The following is a 21,672-nucleotide window of genomic DNA, read 5'->3' as shown; positions in this document are numbered from 1 at the left end:
GTCGAATCACTCGAAACGCAGCTCCAGAGTTCCGGTGACGCGAAGTTCACGCAGTGGTCTGCCGCCCGCGTCCAGGGTCCGAACCGTTCCGTCCGGTTCCCAACCGAGACCGCGGTAGAAGGCCATGGACGCTTCGTCGGCCTCCGGGATCCAGGCGATGCCTCTGGTGTTGCCCGCCTCGCGTAGCCGCTGGGCCAACGTGCCGAGCAACCTGCCACCGTGCCCCCGACGCCCCCAGCGCGGCTCCACGAGCAGGGCGCTCACCAGCCCGGTGTGGCTCGCGTCCTCCGGTACGGAGCCGTCCGCCGCGGCCGTCTCCGCCACGGGAGCGGTACCCCCCACGCAGAAGCCGACCGTCCAGCTTCCCTCCGTGGCGAGCAGCACCGTCGTCGCGCTCTCCGCCACGGCCTCCGACCACTGCCGCTCGGTGGTGTCCTGGGTGAGTTCCTCCAGCACACCGGGCGGCAGTAGCTCCGAGTAGGCGCTGCGCCAGGTGCCGAGCTGAATCCGGGCGATCTCTGCCGCGTCCGCGACTGTGGCGGTCCGTACCTCGGCGTCGGCCATGCCGAAAACCTAACGTGTCCACCCCGACGGGGTCATTGGTGGTGCCGGAAACCGGAGCGACGCACGGACACGGCGTGTCGGTGCCCGCTGGCATGATCCCGGTATGCGCACGATCGATATCGCGGCGGCTCGACGTATCGCGCTGGCCGCCCAGGGGTTCGCCGAAGCTCCGGTTCACAGTGGGCCCGGCCGGCGGCAACTGCGCCGCGTGCTCCACAGGACCAATCTGCTGCAGCTCGACTCGGTCAACGTGGCGGTGCGTGCCCACTACATGCCCCTGTTCAGCAGGATCGGCGGCTACGACAGGTCGTTGCTCGACGACGCGGCCTGGCATCCGGCCCCCCGACGTCCTCGCATGCTCGTGGAGTACTGGGCGCACGAGGCCTCGTTGATCCCGTTGGCCGATTGGCCGTTACTGCGCTGGCGGATGCGGGACTACGCCGACACCTCTCGGCCCCGCTACCGCCGGCTATTGGAGCGCGCGCCCGGACTGACCGACGAGGTACGTACCGCCGTGAAGGAGAGCGGCCCGGTCAGTGCGGCGGAGTTGGAGCGCGAGATCGGCGGATCCAAGGTGGGAACCGGCACCTGGTGGAACCGTTCGGACACCAAACACGCCTGTGAACTCCTGTTCGCCGCCGGGGAACTGACCACGGCCACCAGGCACGGTTTCCAACGTCACTACGATCTCGTCGAGCGCGTGTTGCCCCCGGAAGTCCTGGCCCAGGATCCGCCGGAGGACGAGGCTGTGCGTGAACTGGTCTCGCGCGCGGCCCGTGCGCTCGGCATCGCCACCGAACCGGATCTGCGGGACTACTACCGGCTGTCTCCGGAGCGTTCCCGCAGGGCGGTGAGCGAACTCGTCGAGCAGGGCGAGCTGCGCCCCGTCGCCGTCGAGGGCTGGCCTGATCCGGTCTACATGCATCGCGGTGCTCGTACGCCCCGTTCGGTCGGAGCTCGGGCGCTGCTCTGCCCGTTCGACCCGCTGATCTGGTTCCGGCCCAGGGCCGAACGGCTGTTCGGCTTCAGGTATCGCATCGAGATCTACGTGCCCCGGCAGCAGCGGGAGTACGGGTACTACGTGTTCCCGTTCCTGCTGGACGATCGAATCGTGGCGCGCGTGGATCTCAAAGCCGACCGTCAGGCTGGTGTGCTACGCGTTCCGGGGGCGTTCGCCGAGCCGGACGTCGACCGGGGGCGCGTGGCCGCGGAGTTGGGCGTAGTCCTGCGGGAGATGGCCGACTGGCTCGGGTTGGACGGCGTGGTCGTCGGAGAACACGGCGATCTCGCCGCCGGGTTGCGCTCAACGGCGTGACGCTCCCCGGGCGGTTCTCGACCCGCTCTGTTGCCTCGCTCTGCTGCCCCGCCCTGTCGACAGCGTCCGGTGAGCCGTTGTGCTCGATGTCGGACCACCAGGGCGGGAGCGGGAGGATCGCACGAAGCGAGCGCGACGGAGTTCGATCGAGGAACCCTAGCGGCGCTCAGACAGCCGAGGTCAACAGCGCCTGCCCACTACCGGTTCGTCCGAAGAGCTTCAGCGGGGGCGATGTTGCCGGTGGTTCCGTGACCACTTCCAGCTCGCTGGAGATGCTGCCGGTGGAGGAGGTGAGATCCACTTCCGCGGTGACCCCGTGTCCCACGGCGAACTGCAGCTCGCCGGAGCCGGTGATCAGTTCCACCTGCCCCGCCGTGCCCTCGGCCACCGTGATGTTGCCGCTGCCGGAACGCACCAGCAGGTCGTCGCCGACCCTGCCCAGCCACACGCTGCCGCTGCCGGTCACCACCGAGGAGGCCGCCTCGATCGAGGCGATCTCGATCCGTCCGCTGCCGCTGCGCGCCTGTACACCTCCTCGCATGTTTCCGAGTCGGACCAGTCCGGAGCCCGTCCGGACCGTGGCGGTGCCGTTCGCCTCCTCGGTGACCACCGATCCGGAACCGCTCTGCAGACTCATGCGGCCCGCACCACCGGTGACCCGGATCGACCCGGGGCCGGTTCGGACGTTGATCCGCGAGCCGCTCGGTGCGTGCACCTGGAGCGAGAGGGGGACCGAACGCAGCGGAACCGTGGTAGGTGGATGGACTGCCACCCTGCTGTTGGTCATGTCGACGCGTGTCTGATTCACCGCCTCCGCGGCCGCGTTCAGCTCTCGATCGCTCTCGCGGTTACCGCTGTTGCCACGCCCGTTGCCCGGTTTGATCCCGGTTTCGTTGAACTGCTCGCTGACCCAGTTCAGCAGTCCGCTGAGTCCACCACGCCAGTCCGGGTAGCCGTGCTCTGGTTCGTGCCTCACTTCGACGTGCACCGACTCGGACTCGTCCAGCACGATCTCGACCGGTCCGACTCCGTTGCTCAGGTCCAGTTCCACCGGTCCCGCGACCCGGAACTCGTGGGTGCGCAGCAGTTCCCGGGGTGGTGGTTCCGAATGCTCGCTCAAGACGTTGTTCTCCTTTGGTGAGACCCCTACGGGGGGACGCGCTGGACGGACTAACCGTTGACCCACCCCCTGAGTCGGGAGGACGCGGGACTGTCCTGCCGGGATTCTCCGGAGTCTCCGGACTGTTCGGTCCCGCTGCCAGTCCAGGTGCCGGGGGGACGGGTTCCGTGCAACGCCCCCTGCACCGCCCTGGCGACCCACGTGTTCAGCGAGACTCCCTGCGTGGAGGCGGCCTGCTCGGCCTGGCCCTTGATCTCGTCCAGCAGACGCAGCGTGATTCTGCTGATGTCGCCGCTGTCGCCGCTCGGCGGTGGTTGCGGTGGTTCCTCCTCCAGAGGTTCCCGCCGCTGTTCCTCGACTCCACTTACCACCGCCCGTACGTCCCTGCCCTCCAGGCGCACGTCGACCACGCGGCCGTCCAGTTGCGTGGTCACCTCCGCGGCCAGGTCCGACAGTGCGTTCATCAGGGTCAGCCGCATCGCGGGTTCCAGAGCTCCGGACAACAGTGTCGCTGCGTGCCGGGTGCTCTCGTCCCCCACCGAGGCTGCCGCGCTCAGGTCCTCACGGAGCTGGTTGATGTGTGAGCTCAGATCCATGACATCACCATGACGTCATTTTGGTGTCATGGCAAGAAGTGCGTGGTGTCGCCACCCCGGTTCCGCGGGGCGCTCCGGGGCTCGGCAATGGGTCACGAATCTCCCGAACACCACCGTGTACCGCGCGTCGGACCGGCGAAGTCGGGGTCGTTAGGGTGTTCGACGAGGGAAGTGGCCACGCCGATCGCGGTGTCGGCCTCCCGGGGGAGTCATCGCCGGTGGTATCGCGCCGGCCGTAGTACGCAGGAAAGGGGTTCGCCCGCCGTGACCGAGATCGTCCCGCCGAAGGTACGGCTGATCGGCAAGACCGAGTTCTTCCCGCCCGAAGACGTGGAGTGGTCGACCGATGCCGACGGGGGACAGGCGTTGGCGGAGTTCGCGGGTCGTGCCTGCTACCAGTCCTGGAGCAAACCGAATCCCGCCACCGCGACCAACGCCGGGTACCTGGACCACATCATGGAGGTCGGGCATCTCTCCGTGCTCGAGCACGGAACCGTGACCTTCTACATCAGCGGTGTCTCTCGCTCGCTGACCCACGAGTTGATCCGCCACCGGCATTTCTCCTATTCCCAGCTGTCGCAGCGTTACGTTCCGGAACGGGACGCGGGCATGGTAGAACCCGACATCATCGCCGAGGACCCCGAACTGCACGAGAAGTTCCTGGCCGCGACCAAGGCGGGGCTGGAGGCCTACGCGGATCTGCAGCAGGCGCTGCAGGAGAAGTTCGCCGACGAACCCAAGGCGACGCTGCGTCGCAAGCAGGCCAGGCAGGCCGCCCGCGCCGTCCTGCCGAACGCCACCGAGACGCGCATCGTCGTCACCGGAAATTACCGCGCCTGGCGGCACTTCGTCGCGATGCGCGCCAGTGAGCACGCCGACGTGGAGATCCGCGGATTGGCCGTGGAATGCCTCAGGCAGCTGCGGGGAGTGGCCCCCAACGTCTTCGGTGACTTCGAGATCACCGAGCTGCGGGACGGGACCGAGGTGGCTTCGAGTCCGTACGTGACCGAGGGTTGAGACGCCTCGTGACCTTCGGCGATCCACTGTGGGTCGTGGATCGCCTCCTCGCACGGACTTCGTCCGGATGTCCCGGCTAGAGTGCGGGCATGGGTGTGGCTAACGACGAACGTCAGCAATTGTGTGATCTGTTCGAGCGGCTGGGTCCGGAAGCGCCGACGCTGTGCCACGGTTGGTCGACGCGTGATCTGGCCGTTCACCTGGTTGTGCGGGAACATCGGCCGGACGCGGCGGGCGGGAAGCTGTTGAAGGCGCTGGCCGACCGTGGGGAACGTGTTCGGGGTGAACTGGCTCAACTTCAGTGGGAGGAGCTGGTCGACCGGGTACGTCAGGGGCCGCCGAAGTGGAATCCGCTCGGCATCGGGGCGGTCAACGAGGGTGTGAACAGCGCCGAGTACTACGTGCATCACGAGGATGTACGGCGGGCACAGCCGGGTTGGCAGCCGCGAGCGGAGGATCCGGAGCGTTCGGAAGCCCTCTGGAAGGCGCTGTCCCGCACCGCCCGGTACTTCTACGGTCGCAGCCCCGTGGGCGTGGTGCTCCGTCGTCCGGACGGCCACGAGATCTCCGCGAAGAACGGCCCGCGGACGGTACGCATCCTCGGTTCGTCGGAGGAGCTCCTGTTGCACGCCTTCGGCAGGAAATCCGCACAGGTCAGCTTCGAGGGGAACGAGGCCGACGTGCTGGCGGTGGAGGATCTTCGCCGCAGCGTCTGAGCGAGTTCCGGTGGTGGGTCCGCCGCGCCCGGCGGTCTCCGATGAAGTGACGTGTCTCACTGTTCGGGGTTGTGAAAGAATCCGGGCGTTGTTCCCGCCGGGCGCGGAACAACGCCTCGCTTCGGTTCGAATCGTCGTGATGTTTCCGTCGGCAGGACGTCCCCGGGACACAGTTCCGAGACGGGCACGTCCGGTGATCTCCTCGGAGGGTAGCGTCAGCAGTTATGACCGTCAGTCCCACAGCTACCGAAGGTCGTCCTTTCGGGCGCGTTCTCACCGCCATGGTTACCCCGTTCGACACGGACGGGAATCTCGACACGGCTCTCGCGCAACAGCTGGCCTGTTATCTGGTGGACCGGCTGGGTAACGACGGCCTGGTCGTCAACGGCACCACCGGTGAGAGCCCCACCACCACCGACGAGGAGAAGGAACGGCTGCTGCGTGCCGTCTCCGAGGCAGTCGGGGATCGTGCCACCGTGGTCGCGGGGGCGGGGACGAACGACACCGCGCACTCCGTGGAACTGGCACGGGGGGCCGAGAAGGCCGGGGCCCACGGGCTGCTCGTGGTAACCCCCTACTACTCGAAGCCGCCGCAGGAAGGGCTGTACTCGCACTTCACCACGGTGGCCGATGCCACGGAACTCCCCGTGATGCTCTACGACATCCCCCCGCGCTCGGTGGTTCCGATCCAGACCGAGACGCTCAAGCGGCTCGCCGAGCACCCCCGCATCAAGGCGGTCAAGGACTCCAAACACGATCTGCTCGCGGGCAGCGATGTGATCGCCAATTCCGACCTCGTGTACTATTCCGGGGAGGATCCGCTGAACCTGCCCTGGCTGTCCACCGGGGCGGTCGGTTTCGTCAGCGTGGTTGGTCACGTGGTCGGTGACCGGCTGCGCCAGATGTTGGACGCGCACGAGTCCGGTGATGTCGCCACCGCCCGTGAGATCCATTACGGTTTGCTCCCGGTTTACCGGTCGATGAACTTCGTCGGCGGTGTGATCTTCTCCAAGACGGCGCTGCGCCTGTGTGGCTATGAGACGGGCCAGCCCCGGCTCCCGTTGCCGTCGGCCACGGACGAACAGGTGCGCATCATCGCCAGCGATCTGTGGGACGCTGGTCTGGTCCTGGTCAATCCCGATGCGGCAACCGAGGTGACATCGCGTTGACAGCACGCGCAACGTCGACCGAGAAACATCCCCTGACACCGACGTCGGCGACTCCGGCTCCGCCTCCGCTGGAGGAGGGGGCGCTCCGGGTGGTCGCCCTCGGCGGTATCGGTGAGGTCGGCAGGAACATGACCGTGTTCGAGTACGACGGTCGGTTGCTGGTGGTCGACTGCGGTGTGCTGTTCCCGGAGGACGATTCCCCCGGAGTGGATCTGATCCTGCCCGACTTCGGCCCGATCGAGAACCGCCTCGACGAGATCGAGGCGATCGTGCTCACGCACGGGCACGAGGATCACATCGGCGCCCTACCCTTCCTGCTGCGGCAACGCCCGGAACTGCCGGTGGTCGGCTCCGGCTTCACGCTCGCGCTGCTGTCCGCCAAGTGCCAGGAACACCGGTTGACGCCACGGCTCGTAGAGGTCGAAGAGGGCCAGCGCAGCAGTCACGGCCAGTTCGACCTCGAGTTCTTCGCCGTCAACCACTCGATTCCGGACGCGCTGGCGGTGGCGATCCGCACCCCCGCCGGTACCGTGCTGCACACCGGTGACATCAAGCTGGACCAGCTGCCGCTGGACGGTCGGCTGACCGACCTCGCCGGATTCGCCCGGATGGGCAGTGAGGGAGTCGACCTGTTCCTGGTCGACTCCACCAACGCCGAGGTGCCCGGGTTCGTCACTCCGGAACGTGAGATCGGCCCCGTGCTGGACTCGGTGATAGGACGTGCCACGCAGCGCGTGATCGTGGCCTGCTTCGCCAGCCACGTACACCGGGTGCAGCAGGTGCTCGACGTGGCGGCCTCCTACGGACGCAAGGTCTGCCTGGTCGGGCGTTCCATGGTGCGCAACATGGGGATCGCCGCGGAACACGGCATCCTGCGGGTTCCGGAGGGAGCCCTGGTCGATCTGGAGGAGGCGCTGCAGATGTCGTCCGACTCCGTGGTCTTCGTCTCCACCGGGTCGCAGGGGGAGCCGCTGTCGGCGCTGTCACGGATGGCCCGTGGCGAGCACAAGCAGATCAGCATCCAGCACGGTGACACGGTCATTCTGGCGAGCTCGATGATTCCGGGCAACGAGACCGCGGTTTTCGGCGTCGTCAACGGGCTGGTCAGGCTGGGGGCCGAGGTGGTCCACCAGGGGAGTGCCAAGGTGCACGTCTCCGGGCACGCCTCCGCGGGCGAACTGCTCTACCTGTACAACGCGGTGCGGCCCGCCAACGTGATGCCGGTGCACGGGGAGTGGCGGCACCTGCGGGCCAATGCCGAGCTGGCCACGCTCACCGGGGTCCAGTCCGACCGGGTGGTCATCGCCGAGGACGGCGTCGTGGTGGACCTGATCGACGGTGTCGCGAGCATCGCGGGGCGGGTCGAGGTCGGACACGTCTATGTGGACGGACTCTCGGTCGGTGACGTGGGCGAATCCACCTTGTCCGATCGTCTGGTGCTCGGTGAAGGTGGCTTCATATCCATCACGGTGGCGGTGGAGGCCGGTACGGGACGCGCGGTATCGCCTCCCACCATCTCCGGTCGGGGCTTTTCGGACGACCCCAAGGCCCTCGACGAGGTGGTTCCGCTGGTGGAGATGGAACTCTCGCGAACCGAGGCCGAGGGCATCACCGATACGCACCGAATCGCGCAGACCGTGCGGCGTACGGTCGGCAAGTGGGTCGCCGACACCTACCGGCGTCGTCCGATGATCGTGCCCAACGTGCTTCCGGTGAGTTCCTGAACCGCGTTTTCCGCTCGGGCCGACGGTTTGCTCGTTCGGCGGAACCGCCCGACGGTTCCCGCTGTGAAGCCACGTGTCTCGAGCGGGAGCACACCCCCTGGCGATACGCGGGGCGGGGGTTTCGTGCCGTTCCACGACCGTGGGTCGGAACTGTTCGGGAGACACTTTCGAGTGGACAATCATGGGTGTGTCTCCGGCTACCGTGGACACATTTTGTTTGCAACAGCACTTTCGTGTGGTCATCTTACCTCGATGGTGGGACTGAGCGCGCTGGTTCTCGGCTGTGATGCCAATGTGGAAAACAGCCGGTCGGCGGAAAGCTTGCGAGGAAACTTTCGTGTTTCCGTCGCTCCGGTTCGCTCCGCAGTAACAGTAGATCGCAGATTGGGGTCCGATCGTGCGTAAGTCGCTTCGCCTTCTGACGGTGTCGGCAGCTGCCGCCGGTCTCATGGCCGTGGGTTCGCCCGCCATGGCCGACAGCAAAGACAACGACGGCATCAACATCCTCAACGACAACAACGTCAGTGTCCTGCCGATCCAGCTTTGCGGCAACGACGTCGCGGTGCTCGGCGCCAACCTCAACATCGCCTCGCCGGAGACCACCAAGTGCGTCAACGCGCCCATCGTGGACCACCCCACGGCGCGATGAGCGGTCGGCCGGTCCCGGCGTGTCGTCAGAGGACCGGCACACGCCGCGAAAACGTGTGACGGGATTCTCGTAGCCGGCGAGTCGATGTTCGGGTGCGTGAGTGAAGTGGGAGCCCTCGGGCACACAGAGTCGAACCGGTAATACCGGCGATGTTTCCCAACGGGCGCTGTCGGGGTGGGCGCGCTCGGGAAGCGATCGACCGGGAAGCCGCTACGGGCCGAAGTCACACCAGGGGAGGGGGAGCGCTCGGCGCCGCGCATCATGTGCGGCGCCGAGCGTTTTTCCGTGGCGGGGAGTGGTTCTGCCGAGCGGAAGGAACACCGTGCGCGAGGCGGTGGATCGGGCATTCGAGCGTGCTTCCGGTTGCTGCGGGACCGCGGAGTTCGGTTCGGAGACCGACTCGGGTTCGGGAAGCGGTTCACCGGCGTGAAGAACATTCCGGCCGCCGGTCGAGCGGCAGCGAGGGAAAGCCCCGACGATATCTGTGGAGCCGCCGTCGGTCCGCAAGAATTCTTCCCGCGGCGATCGGCCGCGGAGCGGGAACCATTGGGCCCGAACCCGATGGGAATTCCGCCCCGCAGGACGGGGAGGAACTCGAACGAGAGACGGAGCACCGATACCGTGTTCGGTATGGCCAGCGGCACGACGGGTAAAGGGCGGTCGAACGCGCGTGGCGGCGGGGAGCGCAGTGGTTCCTCCGGGACGAACACGAAGAAGTCCACTTCGAACGGAGCCGGCTCCAAGAACACCGGGAGCGGGGAAACGCGTTCCGGTCGGTCCTCCGCCGGAAAAGCCGCCACGACCAAGCGCACCGCGAAGAACGGCTCGCGGCGTTCCACCGCCAACCGGGGGAATGGTTCCAAGGGGGCCAATTCCCGCAGCTCCCGGAGCGGAGCCGGGGGGTCCGAACTGGGCCGCAGTCTTGCCCGGACGACCGGAACCCTGCTGCGTACGTTGGGGCGCACCAGGGAGCTCGAACCCGCGCACCGGCGGGACGGAGTGGCTCTGATTTTGCTGGCCGTGGCGGTGGTCACCGCGGCAGGCGTGTGGTGGCAGGCGGGCGGTCCGGTCGGGCACTGGCTCGACTGGCTGCTGCGTTCGGTGGTGGGAGCGGCCGCACTCGCGCTTCCTCCGGTGCTGTTCGCGGTGGCGGTACTGCTCATGCGTACCGAGACCAATCCCGACGCGCGTCCGCGAATGGTGGTCGGAACGGCGCTGCTGCTGTTCGCGGGACTCGGTGTACTGCACATCGTGACCGGTGCGCCCCGAGGAGCCGAGGAGTGGTCGGAGGCGGGCGGGCTGCTCGGATACGCGGCGGGCGGACCATTGGCCAACGGGATGACCGGCGTCGTCGCGGTGCCGGTTCTCGTGTTGGTCTCGCTGTTCGCGGTGTTGTTGTTGACGGGAACAGCGGTACGCGACGTTCCCGAACGACTTCGTCAGCTCGCCTATCCCGAACACGACGCGTCCGAACCGGCCGACGAGGAGCTGAGTCCGTCCGAACCGGGCAGTACCGAGCTCCGTCGACCGGCCAGGCGCAGGCAGGCCGCCATGACCGGATCGTCCTCCGGGGAGGACTCCGGGAAAACTGTCGAGCGGGCCGGTACGGCCCAACCCGCCGCGACGTCGGAGCAGCCGCGGGCCGAATCACGCACCGACACGTCCTCGAAGGCGGTCCAGAGCAGCGGGGCCGCGCCGGTCCAGGCAACCGGGGCCGCTCCGGAGGAGCCGCAGCAACTCACCCTCAGCCGGACCGTGGAGGGTGACTACCACCTTCCACCACTCGACGTCCTGCAGGAAGGTGATCCCGCGAAGCGGCACAGTAGCGCCAACGACGCGATGATCGAGGCGATCAACGGGGTGCTGCGTCAGTTCAAGATCGACGCGGAGGTGACCGGATTCGTCCGCGGTCCCACGGTCACCCGCTACGAGGTCGAGTTGGGGCCCGGGGTCAAGGTCGAGAAGATCACGGCGTTGACCAGGAACATCGCCTACGCCGTGGCCAACGACAACGTAAGGCTGTTGGCCCCCATACCCGGCAAGTCCGCGGTTGGGATCGAGGTCCCCAACAGCGACCGCGAGATGGTGCGACTCGGTGACGTGTTGCGCTCACCCACTGCGGCCAACGACACGCATCCACTGGTGATAGGGCTGGGCAAGGACATCGAGGGCCAGATGGTCACCGCGAATCTGTCCAAGATGCCCCATCTGCTCTGTGCCGGTTCGACCGGCTCCGGCAAGTCGAGCTTCGTCAACTCGATGCTGGTCTCGTTGTTGGCGAGGTCCACCCCGGACGAGGTCCGGATGATCCTGATCGACCCGAAGATGGTGGAACTGACTCCCTACGAGGGGATTCCGCACCTGATCACCCCCATCATCACCGAGCCCAAGAAGGCGGCGTCCGCTCTCGGCTGGCTCGTGGAGGAGATGGAACAGCGGTATCAGGACATGCAGGCCAACAGGGTCCGCCACATCGACGACTTCAATGCCAAGGTGCGCTCCGGTGAGATCACCACTCCTCCGGGAAGCGAGCGTGAGTACCGTCCCTACCCGTACATCCTGGCGATCGTGGACGAGCTGGCCGACCTGATGATGACCGCGCCCCGCGACGTCGAGGACGCGGTGGTGCGGATCACGCAGAAGGCACGTGCGGCGGGCATCCACCTGGTGCTGGCCACCCAGCGTCCCTCGGTGGACGTGGTCACCGGTCTGATCAAGACCAATGTCCCGTCCCGGTTGGCCTTCGCCACCTCCTCGCTGACCGATTCGCGAGTGATCCTCGATCAACCGGGAGCGGAGAAGCTGATCGGTATGGGTGACGGTCTCTATCTGCCCATGGGAGGCGCACGCCCCGGCCGAGTGCAGGGGTCCTTCGTCAGTGACGAGGAGATACACCGTGTCGTGGGTTACACCAAGGAACAGGCGGAACCCGATTACGCGGACGGAGTCACGGTTGCCAAGGCAGGGCAGCAGAAGGAGGTGGACTCCGATATCGGCGACGATCTGGACGTGCTGCTACAGGCAGCGGAGCTGGTGGTCACCAGCCAGTTCGGCTCGACCTCGATGCTGCAACGGAAACTGCGGGTCGGTTTCGCCAAGGCGGGCAGGCTGATGGATCTGCTGGAATCCAGAAGCGTCGTCGCGCCCTCGGAGGGCTCCAAGGCGCGTGAGGTGCTGGTCAAACCGGAGGATCTGGACAGTGCGCTGAATTCCATCCGGGGTGGTCCGCCCCCGCAGGAAACGGAATGATTCGTTCGCGGGGCTCCGAAGTGCTGTGGGAATCCCGTTACCGGCGGCGCTTCGTCGAATCGTCCACCCCGGACTCCGCCCCGCGGGCCTTGCTGATCCTGCGGGCCCTGCGGTTCCTGTGAGGCCGCAGGGCCCGTGTCTGGACGACCCGGTCGAACGGCTCGGACGGTGTGTTTTCACCGATCGGCCCGTTCGGCCGGGGTCTTTCGGCCGGGATCTTTCGGCTGGGAGTTCCGCCGACGCCACACGGCCGGCTTCCGAGCTCCGCCCCGAACGGATTACTCCGTGGCGAGCTGTGCCTTCCGCAATGCCTCAGCGGTGCCTGCGCTACTGGCGCCGAACTGCCGTACGGCGTGGTAGTACACATCGGCCGCGCGTTCGCACAGTGCGTCACCCGCGCAGCTGGAGTACATGTCCGCGCGGAAGTTGTCGTCGATGATCGCCCTGTTCTGTTCGCTGAACCGGTTCTGGAGCTTGTAGTTGCGGTATCCGAAGTCGTGTCGGTGGCAGCTCGGGGTGAAGTCGTAGCCGAGCGGAGCGTCCGGTGAGTACGAGCAGGAGTCCGAGGACCAGTCGAGTTGGTCGGGGTAGGGGCGTTCGGCGCGAATTTGTCCGAACTCGCCCAGGGTGACTTCGAAGAGATAGTGGTCGGTGGTCCGGCGAAGTTGCGAGTCGCCGATCGCCGCGTACGCGCTGGTGCCGGTCAGCAGTGTCGCGAAACAGGCTGCCAGCAGCATCACCAGTACTCGCGGCCCGCTTCGAGTATTCCGTTCGAACACGGATCGTCCCCTAGCGACGGATGATCTGTAGTCGAATCAGTCCTATCGTTTCGGGCGGGCGAGCGCTTCGTGCGATCGGGCGTTATCGAATGATCCGGTCGGCCCCTTCCGTGTGTCGCGGTTGGTTCCACTCCTCCAGTCGCAGCAACATGCGCGTATTGCCCAGTGTGTTCGGCTTGACGTAGGGCAGATCCAGGAACTCGGCGACGCCCTGGTCCGCGGAACGACGCATCTCCGCGTACACGGCGGGACTGACCGGTGTCCCGGTGATCGGTTCGAATCCGTGTTTGGCGAAGAACTCGGTCTCGAAGGTGAGTACGAACAGCTTCGGCAGCCCCAGCTCCGCCGCGAGTTCGACCAGACCGTTCACCAGCCGGTGCCCCACCCCCTGGCCGCGAACACGCGGATCCACCGCCACGGTGCGCACCTCCCCCAGATCCTCCCAGAGTACGTGTAGCGCGCCGCAGGCGACGATGTCCTTCGGGTCCCGATCCGCGCTTTCGGCCACCCAGAACTCCTGCACGCTCTCGTAGAGGGTGACCAGATCCTTTTCGAGTAGTACTCGGCCAGCATATGTGTCCACGAGTCGTTTGATTTCCCGGACGTCGCCGATGCGAGCACGACGAATCGTTATCCTCTCTTTCGCATAATCATGCATAAAGGTATTCTACTGCGATTTTCCGCTCCGGTGGACAGCCGGGGTTGAGCCCCTCGGAATCTCGGCCGGTCGCCGTGCTCCTCGGGGCGGCGGGTTTCCCCGCTCGTCGGCTCGTGGCCGAACGCTATGCTTGACCCACCAGTGGTGGCCGGTTCGTCCGCCGCCCTGAAGTCACGGCCGTCGCGCCGCACCCGCCGTCGGTGCGAGTTCGTTCGGTCGATCGCCCCTGCGGTGGACGGTGCGACCGTTGTCGCAGATCCTGGGGGTGGCACTGCGCACGAGGTCCGTAGCGGACAGGATCGGTTCGAGGAGTTGCCATGACAGCGGACAGTGCGGCGTCGGACCGGCCTGTGTCCGGCCAGGGCGACGCCGATACCGAGCGAACGGTCCCGGTGGTCAACATCGCCAACGCGCTGACCACCTCCCGGTTGCTGCTCGTTCCCGTCTTCCTGATCGTGCTGTTCTGGGCGGGTGGGCACGACCCGCTGTGGCGCTGGGTGGCCACCGCGGTGTTCGCCATCGCCTCGATCACCGATCGAATCGATGGCGACCTGGCTCGCCGTCGCGGTCTCATCACCGACTTCGGCAAGATCGCCGATCCGCTCGCGGACAAGGCGCTGACCGGAGCCGCGCTGGTCGGACTCAGTGCGCTCGGTGATCTCGGATGGTGGGTGACAGGAGTCATCATTTTCCGAGAGGCTTCGGTCACCCTGCTGCGGTTCTGGGTCATCCGGCACGGCGTCATCCCCGCCAGCCCGGGCGGCAAGCTCAAGACGATGTTGCAGGCCCTGGCGATCGGCCTCTACCTGCTGCCGCTCGGTGAAGCCGCCGATCCGCTGAAGTGGGTGGTCATGGGGGCGGCAGTGCTGGCCACGGTGATCACGGGTGCCGACTACGCGGTGCGCGCGTTCCGGCTGCGCTCGTTGAGTCCGCGTTCACGTGGAGTGCGCGCATGACTTTCCGCCCGGAGGGGCGGGTGGAACACGAGGAGCTGGTGGGCGGCATTCTGGAATCGCTGCGGCTTCGTGGGCTCACTATCGCCACCGCCGAGTCCCTGACGGCCGGGATGCTGAGCATGCTACTGACCGATGTCAGCGGTGCCAGTTCGGTGGTGCGCGGCGGTCTTGTGGTGTATGCCACCGATCTGAAGAGTTCGCTCGCCGGTGTCAGCTCCGAGCTGTTGGCCGAGGGCGGGGCGGTGCAGCCCGAGGTGGCCGAGCAGCTCGCCCGGGGAGCCCGGCGACACTGTGTGGCGGACTGGGGTGTCGGTCTCACCGGCGTGGCGGGGCCCGACTGGCAGGACGGGGTGCCGCCGGGAACCGTTCACCTGGGTTTCGCCGGGCCACAGGGGTCCGTGATCCGGACGGAGCGGTTGAGCGGGGAGCGTGGTTCGATCCGGTGCGGTGCCGCCTTGCGGGCCCTGGAACACTTGGAGGCGCTGTTGCGTTGAACCGGAAGAGAACTCGACGTTACCGCCGGCAGTCACGCGCGCTGTCTCGCTTCATGAGACATTGGGGTCGTTGGCTCCGTCTTGTGGATGAGACGCGTTCGCCCTCGGCGGACTCGTGGTAAGCGAGCCGTGCGTTGGCGTCGCGTTGAGTAGTGTGGGGCGTTGACGCGTCGCGCAGGATGTAGGCGACGGAATGGAGGCGCGCGATGACCGTGTTGTTGCGGGAGGCGGTCGGAGAGCGACTGCGCCGCGCGCGGGCTGCTCAGTCCCGCACCCTGCGGGAGGTTTCGCGCGCAGCCCGGGTGAGTCTTGGTTATTTGTCCGAGGTGGAACGCGGTCGCAAGGAAGCGTCGAGTGAGCTGCTCGGCTCTATCTGCGACGCACTCGATCTCCCACTGCCCGAGTTGCTCGTGACCGTGGCGGGCGACTTGGACTCCTCGGAGACCGTGGTGGCGCCTTCGGTCGTGGAGCAGGCCACGCCTGCCGAGATCGAGGGGGACCGGTTGGTCTCCAGCCTGATCGATTCCGAACTCGCCGAGACGGAGATGGCCGACGGGGAAGCCGAGCCCGTACCGGCCGGTGCCGAAAGCGTTTCGGATTCGTTCGACGTGGACGAGGACTCCGAGTCGCAGGACTGGCGGCTGCAGCCGGTGCTCAGCCAGCGCATCAGTCCGCCGGGACGCACTTCCAACGGGGTGGTAGTGGCCGCTTGAGAGTCCGTGACCGACCGAACCACCCGTGGATCTTCGGATTTTTGCCGGAGATCCACGGGTCTTGGTGGAAGCCGTCCGACCGAGCTGACACTATGGGGGGTAGACGCTGAGGTCGGTAAGCGTTTCCGGTCTGTTGTGCGTGGGGTCCCACGATTCGGTGAAGCGACTCCGCGGAGCAACCGGCAGCGGCGTCCCATCGGCGTGAATGCCCGATCAGGGCGCAACCGGTAGGACAGAAAGCAGGCGGAGGAGATGGCCAACCCTTTCGTGAAGTTCTGGAAGTACCTCATGGCGTCGTTCTCGTCCAAGGTCGATGAGCACGCCGATCCCAAGGTGCAGATCCAGCAGGCCATCGAGGAAGCTCAGCGGCAGCACCAGGCGCTGTCGCAGCAGGCCGCCTCGGTCATCGGCAACCAGCGACAGCTGGAGATGAAGCTCAACCGGCAGCTGAACGAGGTCGAGAAGCTGCAGGGATCGGCGCGCCAGGCCGTGACCATGGCCGATCAGGCTCGTGCCGAGGGTGACGAGACCAAGGCGCAGCAGTACGAGGAAACCGCCCAGCAACTGGCAGGCCAGCTCGTCACGGCCGAACAAGGGGTGGAGGACCTCAAGAGCCTGCACGATCAGTCGCTGCAGGCCGCCGACCAGGCCAAGCAGGCCGTGGAGCGCAACGCCCAGGTACTACAGCAGAAGATCGCCGAGCGGACCAAGCTGCTCAGTCAGCTCGAGCAGGCCAAGATGCAGGAGCAGGTCGCGGGCTCGTTGCGGCAGATGAACGACATGGCCGCGCCCGGCAACACGCCCTCGCTCGACGAGGTGCGGGACAAGATCGAGCAGCGCTACACCACCGCGCTCGGCGAGGCCGACCTGGCGCAGAACAGTGTGCAGGGGCGGATGATGGAGGTCCAGCAGGCGGCCACGGACGCGGCGGGCGTCAATCGACTCGCCCAGATCAGGGCGGCCATGGGGACCGGTGAGCAACAGCAGGTCACCGGTGGGACGACTCGGAGCGAGTCGACCCCCGCTCCGCAGCAGCAGCCGCAGTCGCAGCAGCAGAACCCACAGTCCGGCCAAGCGTGACCCACCGTGCGCGGGAGGGGTGACGGAATCGGTGAGTGGAGCGACTACGCGCTCCAACAGTTGCGTGGGCCGGTGCTCACCGGTGTTCGCCGCAGGATCGCGGCTTGGCGCGATCCGCGGGCCCGTTTGATCCGGAGGCGGAGCAGGGCGAGGCGAACCGCTGTGGGCAGCGGAGTGACGACGGGCGTCTTCGGAAGTGGGGCATACCTGGCCTACGCACCGGAAACCATCGGGCTTCCGGCCGACTCCGCCGGGGACGTGCTGCTCGATCTGACCTCGCTCGGACTCGGTGGCATGGCGCTGGCCGCGGGTGTGGGGACAGTCGGGGCGATACGTCGCTACCGCAGGCTCACCCGGACGCCGCTGCCGGAGCCGCCACCGGAACCGGTCAGTCTGCCTGCGCGCGAGTCCGCTGCCCACGAGCCCATGCGGCGACTACGCGATGCGGAGCAGGGCCTGCATCTCTCGTTGAGTCGGCTCTCCGAGCACGTCGGTCAACTCGATGAGCCGGTGGCCGAGGCGCGTGGTACCGCCGCCGAAGTGGCAGCGACGTTGCGTTCGGTGGCCGAGCGTCTCGTGGCTGTGGAGGCCACGGTCGAACACGCTCCGGAAGCTGAACGCACCCAGCTTCGCGCGGACGTTCGTCGGATGCGCGCCGAACTCGACGACGGTGTCGAACGGTACGGAGCCCTTGTGGGCGCGGCGGGACGCGCCGTGGCCGCAGGTAGAGGTGAGCAGCACGGGCCTCAGTTGCGCGATGCCACGGATCGACTCGCGGGGCTGGCCTCGGCCCTGCGTGAACTCTCCGGTTACGAGTCCCCGGACACCGGTGAGTTGGGCCCGCCGGAACAACCTCCCGGCGGGGGTCCCCGGGGCGACTCCTCGCATTGAGATTCCGGTGGTCCGAACCGGGCGTAACAGCTGTCCCATCCCGCTGCTGGAGCAGGCCGCCCGCTCCGGCCGCCGGGCGGCGGCACGTGGTGAGAACGCTCCCCGAGCCGGTCGGGCCAGTTTTCCCGAATCGGTTTCCCGAACTGTTGTGAAATAGTAATCTTCACGGCTGTCGCTTGAGGGGATCTCGTATGCCGCACCGTGCTGTCGCGATCCGTCCCCGGGACCGTTGGCCGGGAGAACACCGCGTTGGAACAACACGGCTCGGGATACGTTTCCCACGATTCCCGAACTGGAGGAAGATGTGGCTTTGTGGGCCGTGCGCGGCAACGGCCGCCAACCGCCTGTCGGTGAGGACGTGGCAACCGAGGAGCGGCTCAGCTGGCCACGGACCATGGGGCTCGGGCTGCAGCACTTGTTCGCCATGTTCGGCGCGACGGTGCTGGTGCCCCGGCTGACCGGACTGCCGGTGGCGACGACGTTACTGGCCTCCGGGGTGGGAACCCTGCTGTTCCTGCTGCTGACGCGCAACCGCGTACCCGCCTACCTGGGAGCCTCTGTGACCTTCGTGGTGCCCCTGGGGATAGCTGCCGAGCGTTCCGGGGCGGGACCGAGCGGCATGGTGGGGGCCATCCTGGTCGTGGGGCTGCTCGTGACCGCTGTCGGAATCTCCGTCAAAGCGTTGGGGGTGCGCCTGCTCGAGACGGTCATGCCCTCCGTGGTCACCGGAGGAGTGGTCGTGCTCGTCGGACTCGGCATGGCCGCCCATTCGGTCACGCTGTTCCGGGAAGCCGCGCGAAGCGTTCCGTCCTTCCAACCGGTTCCGGTGGCTGCCGTGGTGACCGCGTTGGTCATCGTCCTGTTGGCGGTCTTCGGCCGTGGACTGCTGAACCGTGGCTGTGTGCTGTTCGGGATCGCTGCTGGATGGCTCTACGCGTTTGCCGTCGGAGGGATCCAGCAGGTTCGACTCGATTCGCTGCGCAGTGCCCCCTGGTTCGGACTTCCCGAGCTGATCACCCCGCGGTTGCACATCTCGGTGATCCCGGTGGTGTTGCCGCTGGTGGTCGTCCTCGCCGCGCAGCAGGTGGGAGTGGTCAAGGCGGTGGCGGCCTCCACTGACCGAGACCTCGACGGCAACGTGGGCGATGCGTTGATCGGTGGTGGTTTGGCCACCACGCTTTCCGGGGCCGTGGGCGGGAGTGGGTTGATCGGCTACGCCGAGAACACCGGAGTGATGGTCGCCAGCAGGGTGTTTTCCACGGCTGCCTGCGTGACCGCCGCTGTGGCCGCTGTGATGCTGGCCTTCTCACCGAAGGTCGTGGCGCTGTTGGACACTGTTCCTATCGGTGTCGTCGGAGCGGCGACGATGGTGTTGCTGGGGATGGTCACACTGATAGGTGGACGGATCTGGCTGCGGGCTCGCATCAGGTTCACCGATCCGGCCAACCTGGCGGTCGTGATTGCCACCCTGCTCATCGGTGCGAGCGATCCCACGCTCTCGCTCGGCGGTTTCCGGCTGAGTGGCGTGGTCTGGGGTGCGCTCCTGCTCGTGCTGATCCACCCCCTGCTGCGTGCCCTGGTCGACGCGATACGGGGCCGCCCACGCGACTGAGTCCTCCCTTCAGTCCTCCGCGGCGTCGAGCTCCTCGTCGTCCCCCTCGTCCGGTTCCGGAGCGCGTTGCGGTCTACCCGCACGCAGGGTGCGCGCCAGCAGTAGGTTGAACGCCAGGGCCACCTCTCGGGCCCCGGGTGTGCCCCACTGATGCACGGGCACGCAGGCTCCCTGCGCCTGCTGTACCGCCAGCCTGTCCGGTAGTGCTACCGGCATCACCAGTGGCCCGAATATGTCGCGTAACTCGTCGATTCTGAACTGGTGCTCGTGTGAGCGAGCACGAACCCGATTCACCACGACTCCGAGTGGCTGCAGGTCGGGATTGTTGGCCGTTCGTTCCGCCTGAACCGCTTCGAATGCCCGCTGTACGCCGGAGACGGCGAATATGGTCGGTTCGGTGACCAGCAGTGCCCGGTCCGCGGCTATCAGCGCCGAACGTGTCAATCGTCCCAGCGAGGGTGGACAGTCCAACAGGATCAGTCGGTACGGCAACTCTCCGTCGGCCGCCGCTTCGGTCAGCTCCGAGAGTGCCTCGGTCAGCCGAGTGAGGTGTTGTTCGTTGCCGTCCCAACCGTTGTGGATCTCGGCGTCCTCGGAACCGACGAGTACGTCGACCTCCTCGCCCCAAGCGCTCGGTGCCACCGCGCGGGCCACCGTTTCTGGGCTCGGGTCGGCCAGCACGTCGCTCAACCCGCGCTCGGTCTGCCCCGGCTCCAGCGAAGCCGTCGCGTTGCACTGTGGATCGAGGTCCACCACGAGGGTGCGTGCGCCTTTGCGCATGGCCGCCGAAGCCAGCCCCAGCACCACTGTCGTCTTACCCACGCCGCCTTTGAGGCTCAGTACCGCCACCGTGTGCACGCCCGTAGCCTACGTATCGCGCGAGTCGTCCGGGTGAACTGATCCGTCGTGGCCCGGTCCGCTGCAGTAGTGCCGAACGGCGAGATTACGCTTCCCCTATGAAGTCCGACGCCGTGTACCGGGTGCTGGAAACCGAGTTGATCGACGCACGTCGCCGTCGTGGCGGGGTGCCCGAGGTGCTGGATATCGGGGGCGGCAGCGGTGTCTGGGCGGTGCCACTGGCGGTGTCGGGATGTTCGGTCACCGTGGTGGACCCCAGCCCCGACGCGCTCGCCACGTTGCGCCGCAGAGCGGGCGAGGCGGGCGTGAGTGAGCGTGTGGCCGCGATCCAGGGGGACACCGACGCACTGCTCGGAGCCGTCCCCGAAGGAGGAGCCGATCTGGTCCTGGGGCACGGTCTGTTGGAGTACGTGGACGACGTCGACGAGTCATTGCGTGCGCTCGCCGCCACCGTTTCCCCCGGTGCTGCCGTATCCGTGTTGGCGGCCAACAGGTACGCGGCCGTGCTCGCGCGAGCTCTGACCGGGCGGGTTGCCGAAGCGCTGCGGTTGTTCAACGACCCGAACGGTCGTCTCGACCATCCGGTGAGCGAGACGGTGCGGCGCCGCTTCGACACCGATTCGCTACGGAACGTGCTCGATTCCGTCGGTCTTGAGGTCGAGCTGATGCAGGGCCAGAGCGTGATTTCCGACCTCGTCCCCGGTTCGTTGCTGGAGGGTTCTCATTCGAACGGCGATGCGCTGCGGGAACTGGAGATGGCAGCCGCGGCGCAACCGCCGTTGCGGGACATAGCCACCAGGCTGCACGCGCTGGCCCGCGTCCCGGATGGTCACGCGGCGCAGTGAGGAATACCTCTACAGGATGATGTTGGGGGATTATTATGGCCTCGGGGGCGGGACCGGGTAGTCGTCTCGTCGCTGGGGCCGTATCCTCGGTTGTGACGCCCCCAAAAAGCGTTCACCGGAGCTTCGTGAAACGAAATGAGTGAGGCTTCGGTGACACGAACTAGTGTGCCGGAGGAGGAGCCATGCCACTCTCCGAGCACGAGCAGCGAATGCTCGACCAGATCGAGCGCGCGCTCTACGCCGAGGATCCCAAGTTCGCCTCCAACGTGCGTGGAGGGCGGTTGCATCGACCCTCCAGGCGGCGTCGCCTACAGGGCGCCGCCGTGTTCGTGCTGGGGTTGATCCTACTGGTGCTCGGCGTGGTTATTCCGGTCACGGCAGCCGGGATACCCATTGTGAGCGTGGTCGGCTTCCTCGTGATGTTCGGCGGAGCAGTGATCATTCTGTTCGCCATGCGCGGTAGTACGGAGGACTCGGAGGCGCAGTCGGATGACAGCGGTGAAGGTTCTTCAGGTGCGAAACGCAGGGCGGGGGAACGGAACTCCCTGACACAGCGGATGGAGGACCGTTTCCGGAAGCGCTTCGAGAGATAGTGCTCACGTGAGACTCGGGACGGCGTTCGCCGCACCCGAGCAAAGCTGGGTACGCCCGGATCACGGCGTGATCC

22 protein-coding genes are annotated in these 21,672 nt (G+C 66.8%); 16 read left to right on the top strand and 6 right to left on the bottom strand.

Features of this window, described 5'->3' with window-relative positions; all coding sequences use genetic code 11:
* Positions 1–6: 6 nt before the first annotated feature.
* A complete protein-coding gene (locus tag ACOQFL_RS06645) occupies positions 7–564 on the bottom strand; it encodes a GNAT family N-acetyltransferase (RefSeq protein WP_435543198.1) in 558 nt (185 codons plus the stop codon).
* A gap of 103 nt (positions 565–667) precedes the next feature.
* Between ACOQFL_RS06645 and ACOQFL_RS06640 the strand changes: the two genes are divergently transcribed.
* A complete protein-coding gene (locus ACOQFL_RS06640; protein WP_435543197.1) occupies positions 668–1,879 on the top strand; it encodes a winged helix-turn-helix domain-containing protein in 1,212 nt (403 codons plus the stop codon).
* 166 nt (positions 1,880–2,045) lie between these two features.
* Here ACOQFL_RS06640 and ACOQFL_RS06635 read toward each other — a convergent pair whose 3' ends face one another.
* Positions 2,046–2,999, bottom strand: a complete 954-nt coding sequence (locus tag ACOQFL_RS06635; RefSeq protein WP_435543196.1) for a DUF4097 family beta strand repeat-containing protein — start codon at positions 2,997–2,999, stop codon at positions 2,046–2,048.
* 50 nt (positions 3,000–3,049) lie between these two features.
* Complete coding sequence (locus tag ACOQFL_RS06630; protein ID WP_435543195.1) at positions 3,050–3,595, bottom strand: toxin-antitoxin system HicB family antitoxin; 546 nt, start codon at positions 3,593–3,595, stop codon at positions 3,050–3,052.
* A 264-nt stretch (positions 3,596–3,859) separates the two neighbouring features.
* Between ACOQFL_RS06630 and thyX the strand changes: the two genes are divergently transcribed.
* From thyX to ACOQFL_RS06595, 7 genes are all read left to right on the top strand, one after another.
* Positions 3,860–4,612 carry an FAD-dependent thymidylate synthase gene (thyX, locus tag ACOQFL_RS06625; RefSeq protein ID WP_435543194.1) on the top strand — a complete coding sequence of 251 codons (753 nt, stop codon included), beginning with the start codon at positions 3,860–3,862 and terminating at the stop codon, positions 4,610–4,612.
* Positions 4,613–4,701: 89 nt separating this feature from the next.
* Positions 4,702–5,328, top strand: coding sequence for a TIGR03085 family metal-binding protein (locus ACOQFL_RS06620; RefSeq protein WP_435543193.1), 627 nt, complete (start codon positions 4,702–4,704; stop codon positions 5,326–5,328).
* Between the two features lie 224 nt (positions 5,329–5,552).
* Complete coding sequence (dapA, locus tag ACOQFL_RS06615; protein WP_435543192.1) at positions 5,553–6,497, top strand: 4-hydroxy-tetrahydrodipicolinate synthase; 945 nt, start codon at positions 5,553–5,555, stop codon at positions 6,495–6,497.
* Between the two features lie 32 nt (positions 6,498–6,529).
* Positions 6,530–8,221, top strand: coding sequence for a ribonuclease J (locus ACOQFL_RS06610; RefSeq protein ID WP_435543373.1), 1,692 nt, complete (start codon positions 6,530–6,532; stop codon positions 8,219–8,221).
* 424 nt (positions 8,222–8,645) lie between these two features.
* Complete coding sequence (locus ACOQFL_RS06605; RefSeq protein WP_435543191.1) at positions 8,646–8,870, top strand: hypothetical protein; 225 nt, start codon at positions 8,646–8,648, stop codon at positions 8,868–8,870.
* A 630-nt stretch (positions 8,871–9,500) separates the two neighbouring features.
* Complete coding sequence (locus tag ACOQFL_RS06600) at positions 9,501–12,119, top strand: FtsK/SpoIIIE family DNA translocase (RefSeq protein ID WP_435543190.1); 2,619 nt, start codon at positions 9,501–9,503, stop codon at positions 12,117–12,119.
* Positions 12,116–12,241: a hypothetical protein gene (locus ACOQFL_RS06595; protein ID WP_435543189.1), complete on the top strand. Its 126-nt coding sequence runs from the start codon at positions 12,116–12,118 to the stop codon at positions 12,239–12,241. The genes ACOQFL_RS06600 and ACOQFL_RS06595 overlap by 4 nt, the downstream gene beginning before the upstream one ends.
* 156 nt (positions 12,242–12,397) lie before the next feature.
* Here ACOQFL_RS06595 and ACOQFL_RS06590 read toward each other — a convergent pair whose 3' ends face one another.
* A complete protein-coding gene (locus ACOQFL_RS06590) occupies positions 12,398–12,898 on the bottom strand; it encodes a phospholipase (RefSeq protein ID WP_435543188.1) in 501 nt (166 codons plus the stop codon).
* Between the two features lie 82 nt (positions 12,899–12,980).
* Complete coding sequence (locus tag ACOQFL_RS06585; protein ID WP_435543187.1) at positions 12,981–13,556, bottom strand: amino-acid N-acetyltransferase; 576 nt, start codon at positions 13,554–13,556, stop codon at positions 12,981–12,983.
* A 317-nt stretch (positions 13,557–13,873) separates the two neighbouring features.
* Between ACOQFL_RS06585 and pgsA the strand changes: the two genes are divergently transcribed.
* The 6 genes from pgsA (at position 13,874) to ACOQFL_RS06555 (ending at position 19,302) form a co-directional block, all read left to right on the top strand.
* Positions 13,874–14,512 carry a CDP-diacylglycerol--glycerol-3-phosphate 3-phosphatidyltransferase gene (pgsA, locus tag ACOQFL_RS06580; protein ID WP_435543186.1) on the top strand — a complete coding sequence of 213 codons (639 nt, stop codon included), beginning with the start codon at positions 13,874–13,876 and terminating at the stop codon, positions 14,510–14,512.
* Complete coding sequence (locus ACOQFL_RS06575; RefSeq protein WP_435543185.1) at positions 14,509–15,006, top strand: CinA family protein; 498 nt, start codon at positions 14,509–14,511, stop codon at positions 15,004–15,006. Before pgsA ends, ACOQFL_RS06575 begins: the two co-directional genes overlap by 4 nt.
* Before the next feature lie 206 nt (positions 15,007–15,212).
* Complete coding sequence (locus ACOQFL_RS06570) at positions 15,213–15,719, top strand: helix-turn-helix domain-containing protein (RefSeq protein ID WP_435543184.1); 507 nt, start codon at positions 15,213–15,215, stop codon at positions 15,717–15,719.
* Positions 15,720–15,971: 252 nt separating this feature from the next.
* Positions 15,972–16,799 carry a PspA/IM30 family protein gene (locus ACOQFL_RS06565; RefSeq protein ID WP_435543183.1) on the top strand — a complete coding sequence of 276 codons (828 nt, stop codon included), beginning with the start codon at positions 15,972–15,974 and terminating at the stop codon, positions 16,797–16,799.
* A gap of 6 nt (positions 16,800–16,805) precedes the next feature.
* Positions 16,806–17,690 carry a phage shock envelope stress response protein PspM gene (gene pspM / locus ACOQFL_RS06560; RefSeq protein ID WP_503169959.1) on the top strand — a complete coding sequence of 295 codons (885 nt, stop codon included), beginning with the start codon at positions 16,806–16,808 and terminating at the stop codon, positions 17,688–17,690.
* 304 nt (positions 17,691–17,994) lie between these two features.
* Complete coding sequence (locus ACOQFL_RS06555) at positions 17,995–19,302, top strand: uracil-xanthine permease family protein (protein WP_435543181.1); 1,308 nt, start codon at positions 17,995–17,997, stop codon at positions 19,300–19,302.
* Positions 19,303–19,311: 9 nt separating this feature from the next.
* On the opposite strand, the gene ACOQFL_RS06550 is transcribed toward ACOQFL_RS06555, so the two are convergent.
* Positions 19,312–20,160 (bottom strand): ParA family protein, encoded by an 849-nt coding sequence (locus tag ACOQFL_RS06550; RefSeq protein WP_435543180.1) that lies wholly within the window; start codon positions 20,158–20,160, stop codon positions 19,312–19,314.
* 98 nt (positions 20,161–20,258) lie between these two features.
* Here ACOQFL_RS06550 and ACOQFL_RS06545 point away from each other — a divergent pair, with 98 nt between their 5' ends.
* Both ACOQFL_RS06545 and ACOQFL_RS06540 read left to right on the top strand, forming a co-directional pair.
* Positions 20,259–21,005: a class I SAM-dependent methyltransferase gene (locus ACOQFL_RS06545; protein WP_435543179.1), complete on the top strand. Its 747-nt coding sequence runs from the start codon at positions 20,259–20,261 to the stop codon at positions 21,003–21,005.
* 182 nt (positions 21,006–21,187) lie between these two features.
* The gene (locus tag ACOQFL_RS06540) at positions 21,188–21,598 is read left to right on the top strand and encodes an SCO2097 family morphological protein (protein WP_435543178.1); all 411 of its coding nucleotides are present in this window, start codon (positions 21,188–21,190) and stop codon (positions 21,596–21,598) included.
* Positions 21,599–21,672 lie beyond the last annotated feature (74 nt).

The organism is Actinopolyspora sabaoui (assembly GCF_051225635.1).
GTDB lineage: Bacteria > Actinomycetota > Actinomycetes > Mycobacteriales > Pseudonocardiaceae > Actinopolyspora.
The sequence above is the reverse complement of the archived record's forward strand: the minus strand, read 5'-3'. Positions and strand labels throughout refer to the sequence as shown.